This window comes from Nocardia farcinica, from assembly GCF_029867845.1.
GTDB lineage: Bacteria > Actinomycetota > Actinomycetes > Mycobacteriales > Mycobacteriaceae > Nocardia > Nocardia farcinica_A.
In genome coordinates, this window is the sequence record NZ_JARWRU010000390.1 from 1 (window position 1) to 4,206 (window position 4,206).

Sequence of the window (4,206 nt, forward strand, 5' to 3'; positions counted from 1 at the left end):
TACTTTGGCAGACTTGCCGGTGCTGATCGCCACCCCGGTCATCATGACGTGGGAGGAGCACGACGGCTTCGCAACCGTGTGGGAGCGAGCCGCCCACAATGCGATCACCCTGCACGCGGTCCACCAACAGTCGCGCAGCGACCGCATGCATCGCACCGGGCCGACGGTAGGGGCGGCTGTCGCCGCTCTGGGAAGGGCGGTCGGTGCCGTCGATGCGGTTCGCGCCCGATTCCACGCCCTGGGCACCGCGGGCGATCACGACGCCAGGCTGATCCATCTGCGCGGCCTCATCACCCAGATGCGAAACCACGGTATCCCCCTGGACTACGCCCGTCTGGCCGTCGACCTCGCCCGCCTCGACGACGGCACCTATGCCGACAGAGTCCTGCTGGCATGGGGGCGGGACTACCACCGCAAGCCGACCGAGGCGGAGCACGCGGCCGACAACACCGAAGGAGTCAAGCAGTGAGACTGTTCATCGACGTGCACGTCCTGCAGACGGTACCGCCGAGCAACCTGAATCGTGACGACACCGGCAGCCCGAAGTCCGCCGTCTACGGCGGTGTGCGTCGTGCTCGCGTGTCCAGTCAGGCGTGGAAGCGGGCCACTCGCACCGAGTTCCGGGAGCTGGTCGATCCGAATACGCTCGGTGTGCGCACCAAGCGGGTGGTCGAGCTCGTCGCGGAGCGGATCGGTGCGCGCATCCCCGAGAAGGAGGCACGTCTGGCGGCTGCCGCCCAGGTCCTCAAGGACGCCGGCATCGTGCTGGAGAAGCCGAAGAAGCGCAAAGACGCCGACAAGAATGCCGAAGAGGATCCGGTCGAGCAGTCGAAGTATCTGCTGTTCCTGAGCGCCACCCAGATCGACAGGCTCGCCGAGCTGGCTGTCGACGCCGGGGGCGGAAAGACCGACAGAGCCGCCGCGACGGCCGCCGCCAACGGCGCCGACAGCATCGACGTCGCACTGTTCGGCCGGATGGTCGCGGACTCGGCCGACCTCAACGTCGACGCCGCCGCCCAGGTCGCTCACGCGATCAGCGTGCACGGTGTGAACAACGAATTCGACTATTTCACCGCGGTGGACGACCGGTCACCGGACGACAGCGCCGGTGCCGGAATGATCGGCGTCGTCGAGTACAACTCGTCGACTCTGTACCGATACGCCACCGTCAACGTCGAGATGCTCGAGAAGAACCTCGGGAACAAGGAAGCGACCGTACTCGCGGTCGAGACTTTCCTCCAGGCGTTCGTGAAGTCGATGCCCACCGGTAAGCAGAACACTTTCGCGAATCGAACCCTGCCCGACGCGGTGGTCGTCAGTCTGCGCACCGATCAGCCCGTCAATCTGGTCGGCGCGTTCGAAGATCCGGTGCCGGGTGTCGGCGCCGACCGTGCGGCAGGCGCCGCCAAGGCGCTTGTCACCCGTTTCCGAGCGATCGAGTCGGCATTCGGGGGCGAGACGGTCGACTTCGTGGTCAGCGCCGGTGAGGGCTCCGACGCCTTGGCCGAGATCGCGACTCCGGTTCCGTTCGCCACAGCGGTGGCGGGGGTCGCCACCGAGGTTCGTGCTGCGTTGGGGTTGTCGTGACCGTTCTCCTGCTGCGACTTGCCGCACCCTTGCAGTCGTGGGGTGTGGCCAGCCGATTCGCACGGCGGGAAACACAGCAGTATCCCTCCAAGAGCGGCATTCTCGGATTGATCGCCGCCGCGCAGGGCAGGCGCCGCACCGACCCGATCGAGGATGCGTTGCGAGGGCTCGCGTTCGGAGTCCGCATCGACCAGCCGGGGCGGCTGGTGCGAGATTTCCAGGTCGCTCTCAGCATCGACAAGTCCCGCAGCTACCCGTTGTCGCAGCGCTACTATCTCGCCGACGCCGTGTTCCTCGCGGCTGTCGAAGGCGATCGCGGCCTGATCGAGGGAATTCGAGAAGCACTGCGACAGCCCGCCTTTCCGCTCTATCTCGGGCGCCGATCCTGCCCGGCCGCCGAACCTCTGCTGGTCGAGCCGCTGATCGAAGAGTCGCTCGTGGACGTCCTCCACACCGCGGAATGGCAGGCGTCGAGGTGGTATCGACGCTCGCAATACCAACGGGTCCGTCTGCCGATCTACCGAGACCTTCTCGACATCGACCCCGCAGAGCAGTTGCGGGAGCGTGTTCGTGACGTGCCGTTGAGCTTCGACCCCGCCCGTCGCGACTACGGCTGGCGGACAGTCGTGGCGGACTTCACCACCGTGGTGAACCCCGACGGACGGAGTGAGCATCAGCCGATGGCCGCACTGGGAGGAGAATGATGTTCCTTTCACGAGTGCCCCTCAACCCCGCGCGGGCCGGGACACGGAAGTTCCTCTCCTCACCCCAGGTCTGCCATGCGGCGGTCATGGCGGCGTTCCCACCCGGCTTCGCTCCGACGGGAGATCGGGAAGGGCGGGTGCTGTGGCGCGTCGATCGGCGTGACCACGCGATCGACCTGTATGTCGTGAGCCCCGCCGAACCCGACTTCACGCATGTGGTGGAACAAGCAGGCTGGCCCACCACGACGGCCTGGGCCACCCGCAAGTACCTGCCCTTGCTCGACAACCTGACCGTTGGCCAGCAGTGGCACTTCCGGCTGACCGCCAACCCTGTGCGCGCGGCCGTGGATCGCGGCGAAGGGACGGAGTTGGCGCGCGGCAAGCGCAGCGGCCTCACCGAGGAGGGCCAGGTGGATTGGCTGCTGCGGCGAGCCGAGGCCAACGGTTTCCGACTCGGATCGTGCCGTGGCCCCGGCGGTGACGAGCCCGATGTACGCATCACCGACCGATCGACGTTGCGGTTTCGCCGCGGCCCCGCGACTGTCACCTTGTCGACCGCCACCTACGAGGGAACCCTCGAAGTCGCCGATCCATCGACATTGCGGCGTGCGCTGGTCGGCGGCATCGGACGCGCCAAAGGGTACGGGTGTGGTCTGATGACTCTCGCGCCACCCACATGAGCGACCAGCCGTCCGCGCGGCCGATCCGAATCGGCGAACTGGTCCGCGCGCGTGACCGTCTCTCGTTCCTGTATCTGGAGCGAGCGACAGTGCATCGCGACGGCAACGCCATCACCGCGACCGATGAGCGCGGCGTCGTCCACATCCCGGCCGCGACCATCGGCGCTCTGCTTCTCGGCCCCGGCACCCGCGTCACGCACCAGGCGATGATGCTGCTGGCAGAGAGCGGATCGACCGCGGTCTGGGTGGGGGAGCGCGGGGTCCGCTACTACGCGCACGGGCGCAGTCTCGCTCGCAGCTCCCGGCTCCTCGAAGCCCAGGCCGCCGCCGTCACCAACCAGACCTCCCGGCTGAGGGTGGCCCGCCGAATGTACGAGATGCGCTTCCCCGGGGAAGACGTATCGGCACTGAGCATGCAGCAACTCCGCGGACGAGAAGGGGCGCGGGTGCGCCGCCTCTACCGACTGCACGCCGAGCGCACCGGCATCGAGTGGAACCGCCGCGACTACGACCCCGGCGATTTCGGCGCCTCGGACCCGATCAACCAGGCATTGTCCGCAGCGACGACCTGCCTGTACGGCATCGTCCACGCCGTCATCGTGGCGTTGGGCTGTGCGCCCGGTCTCGGCTTCGTCCACACCGGCCATGAACGCTCTTTCGTCTTCGACCTCGCCGACCTGTACAAAGCGGACTTCGCTGTCCCGGCCGCCTTCGACGCCGCGGCAGAAGGCGGGGACGACATCCCCTCGACCACTCGGCGAGCCGTACGAGATGCCGTCCACGCCGGCCGTCTACTCGAACGTTGTTGTGCCGATGTCTACGCGCTGTTGCTTCCCGACGAGCCGGACGGCGCCGCCGAATGGGACACCGACATCGTCGAATTGTGGGACCGCAGAGGCAACGTGGCCGGCGGAGTCTCCTACGGCGACGAGAAGGACGTCCCGTGGTAGTCCTCGTCCTGAGCGCATGCCCAGCCGGCCTGCGCGGTCACCTGACGAGGTGGTTCCTCGAGATCTCTCCCGGCGTGTTCGTAGGCATCGCGAGCGCGCGTGTGCGCGAACTGGCCTGGGATCGCGTGGTCGAACTCTGTAAAGACGGTCGCGCCATCATGATCCACAGCACCCGAGGCGAGCAGCGACTGGCGTTCAAGGTCCATCGGCACGATTGGCAACCCGTCGACTTCGACGGAATCCACCTCATGCGACGCCCGCACACAGCTGACGTCAAGTCCGGTG

Annotated in this window: 6 protein-coding genes; all 6 read left to right on the top strand. The window is 67.2% G+C overall.

Features of this window, described 5'->3' with window-relative positions; all coding sequences use genetic code 11:
* Positions 1-469, top strand: a 469-nt coding sequence (gene casB, locus QH283_RS08135) for a type I-E CRISPR-associated protein Cse2/CasB (protein WP_280502405.1), incomplete at its 5' end; no start/stop codon positions are given.
* A gap of 14 nt (positions 470-483) precedes the next feature.
* Complete coding sequence (cas7e, locus tag QH283_RS08140) at positions 484-1,587, top strand: type I-E CRISPR-associated protein Cas7/Cse4/CasC (protein WP_280502409.1); 1,104 nt, start codon at positions 484-486, stop codon at positions 1,585-1,587.
* Positions 1,584-2,291 carry a type I-E CRISPR-associated protein Cas5/CasD gene (cas5e, locus tag QH283_RS08145; RefSeq protein ID WP_280502406.1) on the top strand — a complete coding sequence of 236 codons (708 nt, stop codon included), beginning with the start codon at positions 1,584-1,586 and terminating at the stop codon, positions 2,289-2,291. Before cas7e ends, cas5e begins: the two co-directional genes overlap by 4 nt.
* The gene (gene cas6e / locus QH283_RS08150; protein ID WP_280502410.1) at positions 2,291-2,971 is read left to right on the top strand and encodes a type I-E CRISPR-associated protein Cas6/Cse3/CasE; all 681 of its coding nucleotides are present in this window, start codon (positions 2,291-2,293) and stop codon (positions 2,969-2,971) included. Before cas5e ends, cas6e begins: the two co-directional genes overlap by 1 nt.
* On the top strand, positions 2,968-3,921 hold the full coding sequence (cas1e, locus tag QH283_RS08155) for a type I-E CRISPR-associated endonuclease Cas1e (protein ID WP_280502407.1): 954 nt from the start codon (positions 2,968-2,970) through the stop codon (positions 3,919-3,921). The genes cas6e and cas1e overlap by 4 nt, the downstream gene beginning before the upstream one ends.
* The coding region (gene cas2e, locus QH283_RS08160; RefSeq protein WP_280502408.1) for a type I-E CRISPR-associated endoribonuclease Cas2e at positions 3,915-4,206 on the top strand (292 nt) is incomplete at its 3' end. The genes cas1e and cas2e, both read left to right, overlap by 7 nt.

Bases quoted from the DNA above. Each gene is read 5' to 3' on its own strand.
- cas6e (WP_280502410.1), top strand. From the start codon at position 2,291: ATGTTCCTTTCACGAGTGCCCCTCAACCCCGCGCGGGCCGGGACACGG.
- cas1e (WP_280502407.1), top strand. From the start codon at position 2,968: ATGAGCGACCAGCCGTCCGCGCGGCCGATCCGAATCGGCGAACTGGTC.